A 17,143-nucleotide genomic window follows, 5' to 3' on the forward strand; every position below is an offset into this window, starting at 1 on the left:
TTGTCAGTCATAAAAACCCAGCCGAAGCTGGGTTTCTTAAAAGTTGCTTACACATAGCCAATTAGCTGAGTTTCATTTTTTCAAACAGCAAATGACCATTTTCAGCTTTAATTAAAATCGTATCACCTGCAACAAAGTCACCTGCGAGGATTTTTTGCGCCAATGTGTTTTCCACTTGTTGCTGAATTGCACGTTTCAATGGACGCGCACCGTAGACTGGGTCAAAACCTGCTTCAATCAATTGATCAAATGCAGTATCGTCTATCGACAAGCTCAAGTCGCGTTCGCTTAAACGCGCACGTAAACGATCCAATTGAATATCGGCAATGCCACGAATTTGTGCTTTTTCCAGTGAATGGAACACCACCAACTCATCAATACGGTTAATAAACTCAGGGCGGAAATGTTGTGAAACTGCGGCCATGACCACGGTACGCACTTCTTCACGTGTTGGATTGTCACCCAATTCACGTACTTCGTGTGAACCCAAGTTAGAAGTCATCACAATTACAGTGTTCTTAAAGTCCACCACGCGACCTTGCGAGTCGGTTAGGCGTCCATCATCCAACACCTGCAACAAGATGTTAAATACGTCTGGATGGGCTTTTTCCACCTCATCAAACAGCACCACACTGTACGGTTTACGACGTACTGCTTCGGTTAATACACCACCTTCTTCATAACCGACATAGCCTGGAGGCGCACCGACCAAACGGCTGACCGAGTGTTTTTCCATAAATTCAGACATATCAATCCGAATCATGGCGTCATCGCTGTCAAACAAGAAGTTCGCTAACGCTTTGGTCAATTCTGTTTTACCTACCCCTGTTGGGCCAAGGAACAGGAACGAACCACTTGGACGGTTAGGATCAGACAAACCTGCGCGTGAACGACGTACCGCATTCGACACCGCCACCACAGCTTCATCTTGCCCCACCACACGGTTATGCAAGAAATCTTCCATGTGTAGCAATTTTTCACGTTCACCCTGCAGCATTTTCGATACAGGAATGCCCGTTGCAGCACTCACGACTTCAGCAATTTCATTGTCCGTAACTTTGTTACGCAATAATTTTGGTTCTTCTTTCTCTTCAACCAACTCATCTTGTGCCAGTTGTTTTTCCAACTCAGGAATCACACCGTATTGTAAACGTGACATTTCCGCCAAGTCATTTTCACGCTGCGCTTTTTGCAATGCCATACGTGCCTGATCAAGCTGAGTCTGAATTTGCTTAGTGCCTTCAACCAAGGTTTTTTCCGCTTTCCAAACTTCTTCCAAATCATTGTATTCATTTTGAACTTCAATAATTTGTTTTTCCAGATGTGCAACTTCAGCACGGCTGCCTGCATCTTCATCTTTCTTCACGGCTTCAAGTTGCAGTTTTAATTGAATTAAACGGCGCTCTAATTTATCTAAGGCTTCAGGCTTAGAATCTAGCTCCATTTTAATCCGTGACGCTGCCTCATCCACCAAATCAATTGCCTTGTCGGGAAGTTGACGGTCAGTGATATAACGGTGCGACATTTTAGCGGCGGCAATAATCGCCGAATCTAAAATTTTAACCCCGTGGTGCACTTCGTAGCGTTCTTTCAGACCTCGTAAAATTGCAATGGTGTCTTCTACACTTGGCTCATCGACCAATACTTTTTGGAAACGACGCTCTAAAGCCGCATCTTTTTCAATATATTGACGATACTCATCTAAAGTAGTGGCACCGACGCAGCGCAATTCGCCACGCGCCAATGCAGGTTTCAACATATTGCCTGCATCCATGGCACCATCGCCTTTACCTGCACCCACAAGTGTGTGTAATTCATCAATAAATAAGATGACTTCACCTTCTTGTTTCGCCAAGTCTTTTAAGACCGCTTTTAGGCGTTCTTCAAACTCACCGCGATATTTCGCACCTGCCAACAATGAGCCCAAATCTAAAGATAAAACACGTTTACCTTTTAAGCTTTCTGGCACTTCACCATTCACAATACGCTGCGCCAAACCTTCAACAATCGCAGTTTTACCCACACCAGGTTCACCAATGAGTACTGGGTTGTTTTTGGTACGGCGTGACAACACCTGAACGGTACGGCGAATTTCATCATCACGACCAATTACAGGGTCTAGCTTGCCCGCCAACGCACGTTCGGTTAAATCGATGGTATATTTATTGAGTGAGTCACGTTGATCTTCGTGATTATTGCTCATGACTTTTTCATCCCCTCTAATTTTGTCAATCACGCTACGCAAACTATCTGAGGTCACGCCTACACTGTTCAGTAGTGTTTTGGTCGCGCCCACTTCGGTCAAACCCAGCATCAACCAATCAGTTGACAAGAACTCATCACCTGCTTTTTGGGCAAAACTGTCAGCCAAATTCAAGGCTTTAACCGCATCTGGACTTAAGTTGATATCGCCTGTTGGATTGGCCAAAGTCGGTGCATCAGCAATCGCTTGCTGTAATTTGCTTTGCAAATCACGTAGGTTTGCGCCTGCTTGTTGTAATAAACTGACATTGGAAGCTTCTTCGAGCAAAGTCGCCAATAAGTGAATGCCTTCAATGGCAGTATGATCTTTCCCTATCGCGAGAGATTGGGCATCGGATAAAGCTTGCTGTAGGCGGTTGGTAAACTTTTCAAAACGCATTCTTGTTATTCCTCACAACAAATTGTGTACTTGATGGATATATGGGAACGCAGGCGTAAATTTCAATTAAATTTTTTATATATTTTTCAAAATCTTAATTAAAATTAACGGTTAGATTTCAATTATAATATTGGACTGATTAAAGTAAATTTCAAGTTTAATCTGGTAATTTTTTTATAGTGAGTTGAATTATTGACATACACTTATATATCAACAAATTAAAGGCTTCTGATTATTATTCATGCAAATAGAAATATTTAGTTACAATGATTGGCAAATATACCAACCATTGTATGACCTATCAGTCAACGCTTAATCTTGTTCAATAATTTCAAAATCATGGCTAATTTCAACACCACCATCAGATAGCATTTTACTGGCAGAACAGTATTTTTCTGCTGAAAGTTCAACCGCCTTCGCGACCTGCTTTTCCTTAACAGCCTTGCCTTTGACCACAAAATGCAAATGAATTTTGGTGAACACTGCAGGGATGCTATCGGCACGTTCTGCTGTTAACTGACATTCAACATGCGTCACTTCTTGGCGTGATTTTTTTAAAATAGTCACAATATCGAATGAAGCACAACCACCAAGTCCCATTAAGATTAACTCCATAGGACGTGGACCACGGTTTTCACCACCATATTCTGCGGATCCATCCATCACTACAGAATGACCACTTTCTGATTTGGCTTCAAAAGCAACGTTCTCTAACCACTGAACACTTGTTTGCATTGCAACTACCTAAAAAAAACTATAAATTGACACGGGTATTTGTACACTAACATAACTTGAGTTGATAAGGAATTTCATCTCTACTGTGTGACAAGTTCAGACTAGGTCTTGTGCGATCTATTATTTATCCATTTTCGGAACCGTTAGCATGACTTCAAACTTTTCACAGCTGAGCACTGATGCATTGTCCCCTGGACAACTGCCTGACTCAGTCAAAGCATTATTAAAACGTGCATACATCAACCGTTATCCAAAACGGACAACTATTGTTGATGCGGGGACTGAATCTAAATCGTTATATTTGATTTTAAAAGGTTCAGTATCAATTATTCTTCGCGAAGATGATGATCGCGAAATTGTTGTGGCATATTTGAATCCAGGCGACTTTTTTGGGGAAATGGGTCTGTTTGAATCGAATCCACAACGTACTGCAGAAGTTCGTACTCGTGATGTCTGTGAAATTGCAGAAATTACTTATGAAAACTTCCACGAACTCAGCAAACAATATCCTGACTTAAGCTATGCAGTTTTTGCACAGCTGGTACGTCGTTTAAAAAATACTACACGTAAGGTAACTGACCTTGCCTTTATAGATGTGTCTGGTCGTATTGCACGTTGCTTGATTGATCTTTCTGCGCAACCAGAAGCCATGATTTTGCCAAACGGTCGTCAAATTCGTATTACACGCCAAGAAATTGGTCGTATTGTCGGCTGTTCACGTGAAATGGTCGGGCGTGTTCTAAAAACACTTGAAGAACAAGGCATGATTGAAACTGATGGTAAAGCCATTCTGATTTTTGATGCTTCTTTGGAGCAAAATGAAGCCACTGATGGCAACTTTGATGACGAGTAAACCATCTATATGCTCATTAAAAAAGCAAATCTTCGGATTTGCTTTTTTATTGCCTGTATATAACTTATAGCCATTTTCAACTATAAAAATATAATTCTTACGACCATTACAAAGCATCAGCAATTTTAACTGCCACAAGCGGCTCAAAATGGTTTAGCCTCTTAGGACATGACTTCATAAAGACAATGTTAAGCGAGATGCTAAGATGCAATTTAGACCTTTGGCAAAAACAGGCATTCTAGTTCCAGAAATCTGTTTAGGCACCATGACATTTGGTGAACAAAATACCCAGCAAGAAGCCTTTCAACAACTCGATTATGCACTAGAACGAGGCTTATATTTTTGGGATACCGCAGAGATGTACCCTGTTCCACCTAAAGTAGAAACCCAAGGGGCAACTGAAACCATGATTGGTCACTGGCTGCACCAACGTGGCGGACGTGACAAAATATTTCTCGCCTCTAAAATTGCAGGACCATCACAAGGTGGTAGCCATATACGAGATGGCAAAACCCGCTTTAATGCGCAGGATATTCATTCTGCGCTAGATGGTAATTTAAAACGTCTGCAAACCGACTATATCGACTTATACCAACTGCACTGGCCGCAGCGTCCAACCAACTTTTTTGGCAAACTCGGTTATGGCAACCAAGAAGCACAAAATACGCAAGAAATAACCGATCTTGCTGAAACCTTAACCGCATTGCAACAAGAAATTCAAAAAGGACGGATTCGCTATATTGGGCTGTCGAATGAAACCCCGTGGGGCACCATGAAGTTTTTACACTTGGCAGAACAGTTAGGATTAAGCAAATTTGTTAGCGTACAAAATCCATATAACCTGCTGAATCGTACTTATGAAATTGGTATGTCTGAAATTGCCCATTATGAAGGTGTTGGACTACTCGCCTACTCACCTTTGGCTTTTGGTTATTTAACTGGTAAATTCCGTCATGGCGCACGCCCTGCCAATGCACGTGTCACGCTATATTCACGTTTTAGCCGTTACAGTAATCCACAAAGCGAATGGGCAACCGAGCAATACGCCCAACTTGCAGAACAACACGGCTTGAGTTTGACGCAACTGGCGCTGGCATTTATCAAGCAGCAATTTTTTGTGACAAGTACCATTATTGGCGCGACGAATATGGCGCAACTCAAAGAAAATATTGATGCCTTTGACATCACCTTATCAGATGAAATTTTACAAGGCATTGAAGCCATTCATCGTCAACAACCCAATCCAGCGCCCTAATTTTATTTTAAGCACTGCTTTAAAATGAAATTAAAAATATGAACTCAGCAATAACTCATCATTTTTATGCTGTTTAAAGTCAAAAAGTCTTCATAAAAAAAGATGCGCATAAAACCATGCGCATCTTTTTTGTGTTTTATCTTAACCAGTTGAACTGGCTGAGGTCATCTTAACGACGACTTTGGTTATATAGCGCTTGTGCTGCTGGCAAGTTTTTACGCATTGCTTCAATACGCTGACTATTCGATGGGTGAGTCGATAAGAAGGACGCACCGCCGCCACCTTCAAGCTTGTTCATTTTTTCCCAAAGGGTAATTGCAGCTTGTGGGTTATAACCTGCACGCGCCATCAGCATTAAACCACCCTGATCGGCACGACTTTCCAAATTACGTGAATATGGCAAGCCAATCCCAATTTGGGTACCCAATTGCGCTGCTGCTGCACCCAATTGACCAACGTTATTGCCTGCCGCACTTAAACCTACGTTCAAGGCAATATTGGTTAAAGCCTGTGCACCAATTTTACTTTTCGCGTGTTCTTCTAAAGCATGCACCATTTCATGCCCCATAATTGCGGCAATTTCAGCATCAGTTAAATTCAGTTTATTCACAATACCAGTGTAGAACACCACTTTACCACCAGGTGCGACAAAAGCATTGACCTGATCAGACTTAAGTACCGCCAATTGCCACTGGAAAGGCTGACCTGTTTGGTTCATTTGATTGGCATGTGGGATCAAACGCTGAAACACAGTATTGATACGTTTATACGTGGTGGAGCTTGTGTCTAACTGATTTTTATTGCGTGCGTCTTGCACCATTTCATTATAGCTTTTGGTAGCAGTTGCATTTAAGGTCGCAGTATCTGCACCCGCCATGTCTGCAACAGTCGTACACCCTGAAACTGTGATTGCGCCTGCGGCACATAAACTTAACATCAGTTTTTTGTTCATTATAATAATCTCCGCCTTGCGAGCTATCTTCATACCAATCAATTATATGAAATCAATTCAAGGCTTTAAATCTATAATCACTTCATAAACATATCATTTATGTAAACAACGCCTAAGCTGTGTACAGATTGTATGTCTGAGCGATCAATCACTACCCTAGTAAAGAAATTGATAACACAACCAAAATACTAAACAGAAAACATTTAAACCCAAGTAAATTTTAGACACTACTTCTACTTTTTCTTCCATTTCTGGATTTTTGCGTTTGTAGAGTAGGTAAGCATTTTGAATCAGAATCAGTGGCACCAAAATACAGGCAAAAATAACGCTTAAACCAATAAATGCCTGATACATAATATTCGGATCATGCTTTTGCGATAAAATCAGCATCATGGCAATGGTCGGTGCGCCGCCCATCGCAAACAATAAAGAATAAAAAATCGTACTGGTAATATTTTTATGCATCCTGCATAACCTTAATTAAATTTAATTTTCTAAAGCCATTGTAACAAGCCACCCTGCTCTGCACAGCGCCAGTCATCTGCAACTTTAGTCTTGAAAAAACAACTCACTCAGCATCATCTATAATGTTTCCAAAAATGAGTCGCTATTGAAACTGAAACAACAGCAATAAAAAGCCCCATCATTTAGACAGGGCTGAATACATCATCAGAGCTTAAATGCTATGCTAAAGCACAACGACTTAAGCATCAAATGGATGACGTAATACGATAGTTTCTGCGCGGTCTGGACCTGTAGAAATAATGTCGATTGGACATTCAATTAACTGCTCAAGACGTTTGATGTAGTTCACTGCATTTTCAGGCAATTGTTCTACACTGGTCGCGCCCACAGTTGATTCAGACCAACCTGGCATTGTTTCATAAATTGGCTTTAAGTTTTCGTATGCAAGCGCATCAGAAGAACCTACACAACCTGAATCGGTATTTTCATAACCTACGCAGATTTTGATTTCTTCTAAACCGTCCAATACGTCTAACTTGGTCAAGCAGATACCAGACAGTGAGTTTACATCGACTGAACGACGTAAAATTTCGGCATCAAACCAACCACAACGACGTTGACGACCTGTAGAAGCACCGAACTCGTGACCCACAGTACCTAAGTGTTTACCAATCGCATCACCTACGTCATTTGCTGCGTCATACACCAACTCAGTTGGGAATGGGCCTGCACCTACACGTGTGGTATAAGCTTTGGTAATCCCTAAAACGTAGTCTAAATGTAATGGACCTAAGCCTGAACCAGAGCTTACACCGCCCGCAGTTGTATTCGATGAAGTCACATACGGATAAGTACCGTGGTCAACATCAAGTAATGAACCTTGCGCACCTTCAAACATAATGTTGTCACCGTTTTTACGGTAATTATGAATTTCAGTCGTTACATCAACCACTAATGGTGCAATCACTTCACGCCATTGGTCACATAGCGCTAAAACTTCATCTAACTGAACTGCTTCAACACCGTAGTATTGTGTCAATTGGAAGTTGTGATAGTCCAATAATTCAGTCAATTGAGCGCGTAGTGCTTCACCGCCACGAACCAAGTCAGCAACACGAATCGCACGACGTGCAACCTTGTCTTCATAAGCTGGGCCAATACCACGACCTGTTGTACCAATTTTGGCATTACCACGTTTTTTCTCACGTGCTTGGTCAAGTGCAATGTGGTTCGGCAAAATAAGCGGACAGTTTGGTGAAATACGTAAACGCTCTTTCACTGGCACGCCTTCTTGTTCCAAAATACCCATTTCTTTAATGAGTGCTTCAGGAGAAAGTACTACACCATTACCAATTAAGCACAGTACGTTTTCACGTAAAATACCTGATGGAATGAGGTGTAATACAGTTTTCTTACCACCAACCACGAGAGTATGGCCTGCGTTGTGTCCGCCTTGATAACGAACGACTGCCGCCGCCTGATCTGTGAGCAGGTCGACGATCTTACCTTTACCTTCGTCGCCCCATTGGGTACCAAGTACCACAACATTCTTGCCCATAATAGCCTCATTACATCATGCTGTTAAAATTGAAAACCAAGACCTGTAACATGAAACATGCCTTGGCGATTAAATTTTTTCGACTGTCCACTCACCATTTGCAAGAACCAATTGGTGCGTTGCGTATGGAACCGAGTTTAAATCATCATTACCCAACAATTGAATTACACTAAAGCCTTGCGCACGTGTGTTTTGGATAGCCGCGATTAAATCAGGTTGTGAGCCTTTAGGCGCAACAACAACAGACGATGATTCAAAACGACCTGCACTTAATACAAACAAGTCACAAGAGAAACCTGTTGCAGGGCGCGCACGTCCGAAATGCTGACCAATGCCATCATAACGACCGCCTTGTGCCAATGGTGCAGCACGATTTGGCGCATACACTGCATACATTAAACCTGTGTGATAGTGATAAGAACGCAGCTCAACCACATCAATACCAATATGCAAGTTTGGCCAACGTGCCTGAATTTCAGCTTGTGTTGCTTTCACGGCTTCAAACGCTTGCTTAAATTCGGTATTTTCCAACACATCAGCACTTAAATGAGCCTGCAAAGCAGTTAAATCACTGGCATAGCGACCTAAAGCATAAAAATCTGAACCGAAATTTAAATCTTGGGTAAATTCTGCCAATTCAGGCAATGCTTTACGCTGATATAAATCTGACAATTGACGTTCAGTGGCTTTGCTTAATTCTGCTTGTTTAACCAAGCTACGGAACAAGCCGACATGACCCAAGTCTAAATGCACACCTTCTGCCAAACCTGCTTCTTTTAGCAAGCTGAGCATCAGATCAACCATTTCTACATCGGCATCAATGCTGTCTGAACCAAATAACTCTGCACCCAATTGCAATGGTGCACGTGTGGTATTAAAACCTTGTGGTTTGGTATGTAAAACCGTACCTGCATAGCAGTAACGTGCAATGCCATCTACAGGATGTACATGCGCATCAATACGCGCCACTTGGGGTGTCATATCGGCACGCACACCCAGCAAACGACCTGAAAGCTGGTCGATGACTTTAAATGTGGCAAGGTCTAAATCTTGATTCGATTCTGAAAGAGAAGATAGAGATTCAATGTATTCTATGAATGGCGTGTACACCAACTGATAACCTCGAGATGCGAGGAAATCCAGTGACTTACGACGCAAGCTTTCAATCACTTGCGCTTGTTCTGGTAATACATCAGCTACACCATCAGGTAATAACCATGTCTCTGAAATGGGCATGTTGTAAACCTAAATTCTTGTTTGCGCGGAACGAATCCGCATAAAAAAATCGGGAGCACACCCGATTTCTCCTAGTTTAGCATGATACTTTTGCTCATGCACCTGACTTTTTCTGAAATATGCGGTAAAAAATATGAATACACCACATCTTTCAAAGCCGTCATTTAAAAGTCCTGATTTGATTTGACCGCCTTTGCCAATAAACTGACCAACTCAGCATTTTGCATTTCAAGCTGTGCGGTTTTTTGCACAGTTTTATCGAGTGCATCTTGCTGAACCTGCATCTTTTTAGCCAAATCCTGCATGATCTCCAACGTCTTTTTTAGATGCTCTTCTAAATGTAATACTTTTTGCTCGACTTGCTGTTGATGTTGCACGTCGCTGCTGCTGTCTGCCTGATTTTTAAATTGCAACCAAATCAGAAAAATGACAGCAAGTGCCAGCAAAAAAATAAATCCCCACAATAAAATAATCATCATGCCACTACTCTATTCAAATTTTCTATGCAAACTTTGTTATATCAATCAGTGAATTAACCGTGAATACGAAGTGTAAAATCTGTCATCACTATTACACGCTTTTCACACTTTGTATATGTCTTAAAAAGTAGCCGCTTACACCGCCCGCTGACTAAAAGATTCACACAAATCTAGTAAACGGTTGGCATAACCCCACTCGTTGTCATACCACGCAAAAACTTTGGCTTGATGACCCACGACCATGGTTTGACTTAAATCGACAATTAAAGAATAAGGTGAATGGTTAAAGTCGCTCGATACCAAAGGCTCATCGGTCACTTGCATAATTTCGGCATAATCATGCGCTGCCGAAGCACACAACACCTGATTCAATTTGTGCACCGTAATTGGTGACTGAGAAATAAAAGTTAAATCAATAGCTGCAACATTAATGGTCGGTACACGAATCGAGTAACCATCAATCCGATCTGCCATTTTTGGCATGACTTGTTTTAATGCACCCAAGGCAGATGAAGTTGTAGGAATAATATTTTGCCCTGATGCACGCGCACGACGTAAATCACGGTGTGCTTGATCCAATACAGTTTGATCGGCTGTGACTGCATGAATTTCAGTCATTAATGCGGTATCAATTCCGAAAGCATCATCAATGATTTTAACTAATGGTACTAAAGCCTGCGTGGTACAAGATACGCTGGAAATAATTTGGTCGGTACTTTTGACTTCATGATGATTCACACCATAAACAATCGCAGCATCTACAGTATCGAATGGTGCAGCACCAATAATTACACGTTTGGCGCCCGCAGTAATATGCTGCGTTGCCGCCTCGCGGGAACGGAACAACCCTGTACATTCCAATACCACATCTACATTTAAAGCTTGCCACGGCAACTGTGCAGGTTGAGCCTGATTCAACACCTGAACTTTTAATTGCGCCAAACCTGCAGAAATATTCAAAAAAATCTGTTCATTTTCAAGGCTAATTTCCACCTGTCCTTTAAAACGACCATGGGTACTGTCATATTTAAATAAATGAACCAAGGTTTCTACATCGGCAATGTCATTTATGGCGACGATTTCAAAATGAAAGTCTTTGGGATTTTCAAACCAAGCCCGCAGCACATTGCGCCCGATTCTACCAAAGCCATTGATTGCCACTCGTTGCATGACTGATCCTTTCATAATGAAATCAAAATTTAAGCACAGACTATGTTAATAGATTTTGAGGCCTTACTGAAAAAAATCAGATCAATTCTGGGATTTTTCACTTAATTTGCTGATTAATTCGGCAAACTCAAAATACCCATCTAACAATTTCAGCTTGTGGTTGATTAGTTTGACACTCTCGCCTACGCACAAACATTCAACAACAGCTCATCATGCCCCACTTTCGTCAGCAATTTTCCATCATCCTCTATTCAAAAGATTTATTCTGCGCACAGCAACAGAGATTGATTCAGAATTGTCATCAATTCACGCTAAAATGATTGGTGATAGTGGCTTTTTCCGTTATAATTTGGCGTTTTTAAAATTTTAAGCCTGCATGACAGCAAAGAATTATTTTTTGTCAGACTGTCTTGCGTTTAGCCAAATCGGAATTTATGGAGTGACTTGGTTGTGAGTACTCGTTTTATGACATCAGCTGAAATTCGTGAAGCATTTTTGCGTTACTTTGAATCGCAAGGGCATACACGTGTCGCATCGAGTTCTCTAGTACCCGCCAATGACCCAACCCTGTTATTTACCAATGCAGGTATGAACCAGTTTAAAGACTGTTTTCTTGGGCTGGAAAAACGTGATTATGTACGTGCTGTATCGTCACAAAAATGTGTGCGTGCAGGCGGTAAACATAACGATTTAGACAATGTGGGTTATACCGCACGTCACCATACTTTCTTTGAAATGTTGGGTAACTTCTCGTTTGGTGATTATTTCAAACGTGATGCAATTAAATTTGCTTGGGAATTTTTAACCAGCGAACAATGGTTAGCTCTACCAAAAGACCGTTTATATGCCACGGTTTACCACACCGATGATGAAGCATTTGACATCTGGAACAAAGAAATTGGTTTAGATGCTTCTCGTATTATCCGTATTGGCGATAACAAAGGCGGCCAATATGCTTCAGACAACTTCTGGGCAATGGGTGATACAGGTCCTTGCGGCCCTTGTTCTGAAATTTTCTATGATCATGGCGATCATATTTGGGGCGGTTTACCAGGCACACTAGAAGAAGATGGCGACCGTTTCATTGAGATCTGGAACAACGTATTCATGCAGTTTAACCGTACTGCAGATGGCGTATTGCACCCACTTCCAGCACCGTCTGTAGATACAGGCATGGGCTTGGAGCGTATTTCTGCAGTATTGCAACACGTCAACTCTAACTACGAAATTGATCTGTTCCAGCACTTACTCAAAAATGCAGCACAGATTATTGGTTTAGACACGACTGCTCTTGAAGTAACTGCACAGCAAACTGGCAAGCCTGTAGACTACCCTGCTTCACTCAAAGTAGTTGCTGACCACGCTCGTTCTTGCTGCTTCCTAATTGCCGATGGCGTGAATCCATCGAATGAAGGTCGTGGTTATGTATTGCGTCGTATTATTCGTCGTGCAGTACGTCACGGCAACAAGCTTGGCGCAACAGGTTCATTCTTCCACAAAATGCTTCAGCCTTTAATTGAAGTAATGGGTCAAGCTTATCCTGAACTTGCAGCAAATCAAGCGCGTATTGAAGCGCAACTTCTAAAAGAAGAAGAACAATTTGCCAAAACGCTTGAGCAAGGTTTGAAATTGCTTGAGGGTGAATTGGCACAGCTTAAAGGCTCGGTCATTCCTGGTGAAGTGGTATTTAAACTATATGACACTTACGGCTTCCCAACAGATTTAACGGCAGATATTGCACGTGAACGCGACTTGACCATTGACGAAGCAGGCTTTGAAGTTGAAATGGCAGCGCAACGTCAACGTGCACGCGATGCAGGTAAATTTGCAGTTGACTACAACTCAATTGTAAAAGTTGAAGGTGAAACTCAATTTGATGGCTATGACGCAACGACTGGTCAGGGTCAAATTGTGGCTATTTATAAAGATGGCGAACAAGTCGATGAAGTAGTTGAAGGCGATGAAGCTTTAATCGTACTCAATCAAACCCCGTTCTATGCAGAAAGCGGTGGTCAGATTGGTGATACAGGTCTATTCAAAAACGAAACAGGTATTTTTGAAGTTCAAGACACCAAAAAATCTGGCGGTGCTTTTGTTCATCAAGGTATTGTTACCATGGGCAGTTTAAAAGCTGCGCAAGCGGTGGAAGCGATTGTAAAAGCAGACATCCGCGAAGCTACTGCACGCAACCACTCTGCAACACACTTATTGCACGCTGCCCTACGTCAAGTTTTAGGTGCACACGTACAGCAAAAAGGTTCGTTGGTTGCTTCTGATATTTTACGTTTTGACTTTGCCAATGACCAACCTGTGTCATTTGAACAATTGCAAGAAATTGAGCGTTTGGTAAATGCAGAAGTCATTGCCAATACCGCAGTTTCTACTGAATTACTGGATATTGAAGCAGCCAAAGCCAAAGGCGCAATGATGCTATTTGGTGAAAAGTATAGCGATGAAGTTCGCGTACTTTCTATGGGTTCAATCATTGAAGATAAAAACTTCTCCATTGAACTTTGTGGCGGTATTCACGTGAAACGTACAGGTGATATTGGTCTGTTCAAAATCATCTCTGAAGGTGGTGTTGCAGCTGGTGTACGTCGTATTGAAGCAATTACAGGCAGCAAAGCCGTTGAAGCCGTTCAAAAAACTGAACGCGATATCAACAGCATCAATGCTTTGTTGAAAGCACAAAAAGACCAAACTTTAGAAAAAGTGAATACATTGGTCGATACAGCATCTAGCCTTCAAAAGCAGATTGAACAGCTCAATCAAAAATTAGCGCACTTCCAAGCAGCTGAACTTTTAAGTCAAGTACAAGAACTTTCTGGACGTACCACGCTCATTACCACTGTACAAAATATGGATGCAAAATCACTGCGTAATTTGCACGACGGTGTAAAATCCAAACTCGACCAAGCAGTGATTGTACTTGCAGGTGTAGAAGGCGATAAAATCAGCTTAATCGCTTCTGTTGCACCAGACTTTACTGCTACGATTAAAGCAGGAGACATCATCAAACACTTGGCTACAGAACTAGGTGGTAAAGGTGGTGGTAAACCTGATTTGGCACAAGGTGGCGCGCCACTTAACGAGAACTTTGCAACGGTGATGGCAGGTTTAACTGCTTGGCTTGCGGCAAAATAATCTCACTTTTTGTGTAACTGACCCTGAGCAGGTAAATTCAGGGTCATGGCTTATATGGAACAACTATGGCACTAATCGTTCAAAAATATGGCGGTACCTCAATGGGTACTCCCGAGCGCATTTTAAATGTTGCTCGTCGTGTGAAGCGCTGGCATGATCATGGCCACAAAGTAGTGGTTGTCGTTTCTGCCATGAGTGGCGAAACCAATCGCCTACTCGCTCTCGCGAAAGCCATTACCGAAACCCCTGATCCGCGTGAATTAGACCAAATGGTGTCTACAGGCGAACAGGTGACGATTTCGATGTTAGCGATGGCGCTGAATTCTATTGGCGTTGCAGCAAAATCACTAACTGGTCGCCAAGTTGGTATTCAAACTGACAGCGCATTTACCAAAGCACGTATTGAAGCGATTAATACTGACGTGTTAACTGAAAACCTAGACGCGGGCCGTGTGATTGTGGTTGCTGGTTTCCAAGGGTTTGATGCTGAAGGTAACACCACGACTTTAGGTCGTGGTGGTTCTGATACTTCTGGCGTTGCGCTTGCTGCTGCATTGAAAGCCGATGAATGCCAAATTTATACTGACGTAGATGGCGTTTACACCACAGACCCACGCGTTGCACCAAAAGCCAAAAAAGTAGATCGTATTTCTTTTGAAGAAATGCTAGAAATGGCTTCTTTAGGTTCTAAAGTATTGCAAATTCGTGCGGTTGAATTTGCAGGTAAATACCAAGTACCTTTACGTGTATTATCAAGTTTTGATAATGACAATGATGGCGCATTCGACGAAGATTTTAAACAAAATGTCGGCACACTCATTACTACTGAATTGGAAGACAACATGGAACAACCTATCATCTCAGGTATCGCGTTTAACCGTGACGAAGCAAAATTAACTATTTTAGGTGTGCCTGATGAGCCAGGTATTGCATCTAAAATCTTGTCACCTATTGGCGCTGCCAATGTTGAAGTTGACATGATCATCCAAAACGTAGAAGAAGATGGTACTACCGACTTTACTTTTACTGTAAACCGTGGCGAACTTGCCAAAGCAAAATCAATTCTTGAAGCAACTGCCAAAGAAATTGGTGCACGTGAAGTCGCTACACGTGGTGACATCGTGAAAGTATCTATCGTAGGTGTAGGTATGCGTTCACACGCAGGTGTTGCAAGCAAAATGTTTACTGCACTTGCAGATGAAGGCATCAACATTCTCATGATTTCTACTTCTGAAATTAAAATTTCAGTCATTATTGAAGAAAACTATTTAGAGCTTGCAGTACGTACTTTACACACTGTATTTGGTCTAGATCGTGAAAGCGGTGAGTCTAGCGCACGCGCTTAATACGCCCCTGTCAGAAAATGTAATTGTCTGACAAATTTTGCGAAAAAGTACAAAAAAATAGAGCCACTATAGTTTTTTTTATAGTGGCTCTGTTATATTGAGCAACATGCTTTCATAAATTTTGGCAGCGCTGTATCTTATAAAATAAATAATGATACGTTCCGTTAAAATTTACTGGTTTTTATTTGGTTGTGACTTTTAAATTGCTTTAAAAATCAATGCAGGTTTAGCATTTTGCAAGGAGATAAACATGCTGATTCTGACCCGACGTGTCGGAGAAACATTAATGATTGGGGACCAAGTCAGCGTGACTGTGCTTGGTGTCAAAGGTAACCAAGTTCGTATTGGTGTAAATGCCCCGAAAGAAGTATCGGTTCATCGTGAAGAAATCTATCAACGTATTCAACACGAGCGTGCCATGCATGAGCATTTGCAACATTTAGATCAAGATTATCAACCTTCATTTGAAGAAGATAACTACTCGCAAAATGACTTTAATCGTTAAACGATTAAGGTAATTGAATATAAAGCGGCTCATTTGCCGCTTTAAATTTTTCTGCTGAATGCTTTTTAAAAACTCGCATCATTTCAGAGTTGCTCGCTGATTCAAATCATGTAAAAGCTATTTTACAGGCAACTCAGCACAAGTTTTGCATGAAAATTACTGTGAGTTTTCCATTAACTCTAAAGCCTTACGCACAGGTGCAAAACTACGTCGATGTGCCGCAATTACACCATGCTGTGCAATGGCTTCAAAATGTGCTTTGGTTGGATAACCTTTGTGTTTAGCAAAACCAAATTGTGGAAATGCTTGATCAAGCAATACCATTTCACGGTCACGCGCCACTTTAGCTAAAATACTAGCTGCTGAAATTTCTGCATGCAATGCATCACCCCCAACAACTGCGTCACAAGACATCGCTAAACCTTGTGGAATTTTATTGCCATCGACTAAGACATGTTCAGGTTGAATAGACAAGGCTTCCACCGCACGGCGCATCGCCAATAAAGATGCTTGCAAAATATTCAGCTCATCAATTTCGGCTGCAGAGGCTTCTGCAATTGCCCAAGCCAAAGCCTTTTCCTGAATTTCAACAAACAACTTTTCACGTTTTTTTTCAGTCAGCTTTTTAGAGTCATTCAAACCTTCAATCGGGTTATTCGGATCCAAAATAACTGCCGCAGCGACAACAGAACCCACTAAAGGCCCACGTCCTGCTTCATCTACACCTGCAATTTTCATCATCTTTTTCCAGAAAAATAGGCTGAAATCTTCAGCCTATCTTACGATGCGAATCAACACGCACCA

14 protein-coding genes are annotated in these 17,143 nt (G+C 41.7%); 5 read left to right on the plus strand and 9 right to left on the minus strand.

Annotated features, from left to right (window positions below; genetic code table 11):
- Positions 1-61 precede the first annotated feature (61 nt).
- Both clpB and CF596_RS01995 read right to left on the minus strand, forming a co-directional pair.
- A complete protein-coding gene (clpB, locus tag CF596_RS01990; protein ID WP_004971561.1) occupies positions 62-2,641 on the minus strand; it encodes an ATP-dependent chaperone ClpB in 2,580 nt (859 codons plus the stop codon).
- Positions 2,642-2,953: 312 nt separating this feature from the next.
- A complete protein-coding gene (locus tag CF596_RS01995; RefSeq protein WP_070156041.1) occupies positions 2,954-3,376 on the minus strand; it encodes an OsmC family protein in 423 nt (140 codons plus the stop codon).
- Between the two features lie 148 nt (positions 3,377-3,524).
- Here CF596_RS01995 and crp point away from each other — a divergent pair, with 148 nt between their 5' ends.
- The gene (gene crp / locus CF596_RS02000) at positions 3,525-4,229 is read left to right on the plus strand and encodes a cAMP-activated global transcriptional regulator CRP (RefSeq protein ID WP_096901059.1); all 705 of its coding nucleotides are present in this window, start codon (positions 3,525-3,527) and stop codon (positions 4,227-4,229) included.
- Positions 4,230-4,434: 205 nt separating this feature from the next.
- Entirely contained in the window at positions 4,435-5,484 is a 1,050-nt protein-coding gene (locus CF596_RS02005) for an NADP(H)-dependent aldo-keto reductase (RefSeq protein ID WP_096901060.1), read from the plus strand.
- A 169-nt stretch (positions 5,485-5,653) separates the two neighbouring features.
- Here CF596_RS02005 and CF596_RS02010 read toward each other — a convergent pair whose 3' ends face one another.
- From CF596_RS02010 to CF596_RS02035, 6 genes are all read right to left on the minus strand, one after another.
- Entirely contained in the window at positions 5,654-6,436 is a 783-nt protein-coding gene (locus tag CF596_RS02010; RefSeq protein ID WP_004971571.1) for a M48 family metallopeptidase, read from the minus strand.
- 156 nt (positions 6,437-6,592) lie between these two features.
- Positions 6,593-6,901: a hypothetical protein gene (locus tag CF596_RS02015; RefSeq protein WP_004971573.1), complete on the minus strand. Its 309-nt coding sequence runs from the start codon at positions 6,899-6,901 to the stop codon at positions 6,593-6,595.
- Between the two features lie 238 nt (positions 6,902-7,139).
- Positions 7,140-8,459, minus strand: a complete 1,320-nt coding sequence (locus tag CF596_RS02020) for an adenylosuccinate synthase (RefSeq protein WP_004971574.1) — start codon at positions 8,457-8,459, stop codon at positions 7,140-7,142.
- Positions 8,460-8,528: 69 nt separating this feature from the next.
- Complete coding sequence (locus CF596_RS02025; protein WP_096901061.1) at positions 8,529-9,695, minus strand: ATP phosphoribosyltransferase regulatory subunit; 1,167 nt, start codon at positions 9,693-9,695, stop codon at positions 8,529-8,531.
- Positions 9,696-9,859: 164 nt separating this feature from the next.
- Positions 9,860-10,174, minus strand: coding sequence for a hypothetical protein (locus tag CF596_RS02030; protein ID WP_004971580.1), 315 nt, complete (start codon positions 10,172-10,174; stop codon positions 9,860-9,862).
- Between the two features lie 135 nt (positions 10,175-10,309).
- The gene (locus CF596_RS02035; RefSeq protein WP_096901062.1) at positions 10,310-11,344 is read right to left on the minus strand and encodes a type I glyceraldehyde-3-phosphate dehydrogenase; all 1,035 of its coding nucleotides are present in this window, start codon (positions 11,342-11,344) and stop codon (positions 10,310-10,312) included.
- 450 nt (positions 11,345-11,794) lie between these two features.
- Between CF596_RS02035 and alaS the strand changes: the two genes are divergently transcribed.
- The 3 genes from alaS (at position 11,795) to csrA (ending at position 16,339) form a co-directional block, all read left to right on the plus strand.
- The gene (alaS, locus tag CF596_RS02040) at positions 11,795-14,488 is read left to right on the plus strand and encodes an alanine--tRNA ligase (protein WP_171324787.1); all 2,694 of its coding nucleotides are present in this window, start codon (positions 11,795-11,797) and stop codon (positions 14,486-14,488) included.
- 65 nt (positions 14,489-14,553) lie between these two features.
- On the plus strand, positions 14,554-15,834 hold the full coding sequence (locus CF596_RS02045; RefSeq protein WP_004971586.1) for an aspartate kinase: 1,281 nt from the start codon (positions 14,554-14,556) through the stop codon (positions 15,832-15,834).
- Positions 15,835-16,084: 250 nt separating this feature from the next.
- On the plus strand, positions 16,085-16,339 hold the full coding sequence (gene csrA, locus CF596_RS02050) for a carbon storage regulator CsrA (RefSeq protein WP_004971589.1): 255 nt from the start codon (positions 16,085-16,087) through the stop codon (positions 16,337-16,339).
- A 156-nt stretch (positions 16,340-16,495) separates the two neighbouring features.
- Here the strand turns inward: csrA and rnhB are convergent, their stop codons facing one another.
- Entirely contained in the window at positions 16,496-17,080 is a 585-nt protein-coding gene (gene rnhB, locus CF596_RS02055) for a ribonuclease HII (protein ID WP_286416765.1), read from the minus strand.
- Positions 17,081-17,143 lie beyond the last annotated feature (63 nt).

The sequence above is a fragment of the Acinetobacter sp. YT-02 genome (assembly GCF_002412355.1).
Classification (GTDB): domain Bacteria; phylum Pseudomonadota; class Gammaproteobacteria; order Pseudomonadales; family Moraxellaceae; genus Acinetobacter; species Acinetobacter towneri.

Coding starts and splice junctions, on each gene's coding strand:
- clpB (WP_004971561.1), bottom strand. CDS start 2,641: ATGCGTTTTGAAAAGTTTACCAACCGCCTACAGCAAGCTTTATCCGAT.
- CF596_RS01995 (WP_070156041.1), bottom strand. CDS start 3,376: ATGCAAACAAGTGTTCAGTGGTTAGAGAACGTTGCTTTTGAAGCCAAA.
- crp (WP_096901059.1), top strand. CDS start 3,525: ATGACTTCAAACTTTTCACAGCTGAGCACTGATGCATTGTCCCCTGGA.
- CF596_RS02005 (WP_096901060.1), top strand. CDS start 4,435: ATGCAATTTAGACCTTTGGCAAAAACAGGCATTCTAGTTCCAGAAATC.
- CF596_RS02010 (WP_004971571.1), bottom strand. CDS start 6,436: ATGAACAAAAAACTGATGTTAAGTTTATGTGCCGCAGGCGCAATCACA.
- CF596_RS02015 (WP_004971573.1), bottom strand. CDS start 6,901: ATGCATAAAAATATTACCAGTACGATTTTTTATTCTTTATTGTTTGCG.
- CF596_RS02020 (WP_004971574.1), bottom strand. CDS start 8,459: ATGGGCAAGAATGTTGTGGTACTTGGTACCCAATGGGGCGACGAAGGT.
- CF596_RS02025 (WP_096901061.1), bottom strand. CDS start 9,695: ATGCCCATTTCAGAGACATGGTTATTACCTGATGGTGTAGCTGATGTA.
- CF596_RS02030 (WP_004971580.1), bottom strand. CDS start 10,174: ATGATGATTATTTTATTGTGGGGATTTATTTTTTTGCTGGCACTTGCT.
- CF596_RS02035 (WP_096901062.1), bottom strand. CDS start 11,344: ATGCAACGAGTGGCAATCAATGGCTTTGGTAGAATCGGGCGCAATGTG.
- CF596_RS02045 (WP_004971586.1), top strand. CDS start 14,554: ATGGCACTAATCGTTCAAAAATATGGCGGTACCTCAATGGGTACTCCC.
- csrA (WP_004971589.1), top strand. CDS start 16,085: ATGCTGATTCTGACCCGACGTGTCGGAGAAACATTAATGATTGGGGAC.
- rnhB (WP_286416765.1), bottom strand. CDS start 17,080: ATGATGAAAATTGCAGGTGTAGATGAAGCAGGACGTGGGCCTTTAGTG.